General features: G+C 41.6%; 1 pseudogene. It reads left to right on the top strand.

Features of this window, described 5'->3' with window-relative positions:
* Nucleotides 1-927, top strand: a pseudogene (locus F6K22_RS41565) (LamG domain-containing protein); the annotation flags it as partial.
* Nucleotides 928-1,014 lie beyond the last annotated feature (87 nt).

The raw sequence follows: 1,014 nt of genomic DNA, 5'->3' as shown, positions 1-1,014 counted from the left end.
GTAGTTATTGCCACCGATACTAATGGCAAGATTTTCTACACCATTAAGCAGGATGGCTTTGAAGACTCTTACCTCAATACTCCCGAATACCAACGCACGGGATGGGAAGATTGGCAAGAACTGGTATTTCCTGATGAAGCAGAGGATGACCAGTCGGTAATAGAGAAAGAAACCGCAGAATTAACTCATCAAGATGACCCCAATAAATTTATTCTGCGTTCTCGCTACAGAACTCAGAATGAATCTGCGGCTGCACCAGTACAATTAGTTTCTGGGATGGAACACATTTATGTTTTTCGTCAGTCGAAAGCTAATGCCACCGAAACTACTCCCAATACTTTATTAGTAGACCGTTTTGTCCTCGATGGCATGACTAATCAGCTAGTGCGGAAGTTAGATGTACGGTTTAAACGCTCTCGGAAAAAGTATCAACCCATTGAGAGCATGAGGAAAAAAGCAAATGGTGGGTTAGCAAATATTGATTCTTTAGACTTTCGAGATGCTGATGGCGAGCCATTTTATGAACCAACTACGGAATTAAGCCTAATTACAAATCTTGACAAAGGCTGGTTTTCCGTAGTCTTGTTACCAACTAACGAACATGAAAAATACCGTTGGCATATTTTTGCTTACAATTCTCAAACTCAGAAGATAGAGTTGACAACAATTGGCGCTTCTGAAGAGGGATTATTTGATCTTAAAGACTATACAATATTAGAACAGAAACGAGAAGCCAAGAATGCATTAGTACCTCGTTCTATTCCTGGAATTATTCATCGGACTTTAGATATTAATAACGTTGAGGTAGCTGACGGTTTTTCGGCCAGCAAATACGATATCCAACGGGAACAGCAAACCAGGGAAGGAATGCAGCTGTTGAAAAATGTGAACCAATTGAAGTTTTGGCCACACATATGCTGGAGCTGATTCAGGCGAACTTCTCACTCATCTTTACACGCATGGTGATGATCCAGACCCTTGATGCGCTTTCAAGCGTCTCGGATGCAGAGCGCG

The organism is Okeania sp. SIO2F4, assembly GCF_010672385.1.
Lineage (GTDB): Bacteria > Cyanobacteriota > Cyanobacteriia > Cyanobacteriales > Microcoleaceae > Trichodesmium.
This window is presented reverse-complemented; position numbering and strand designations above follow the sequence as displayed.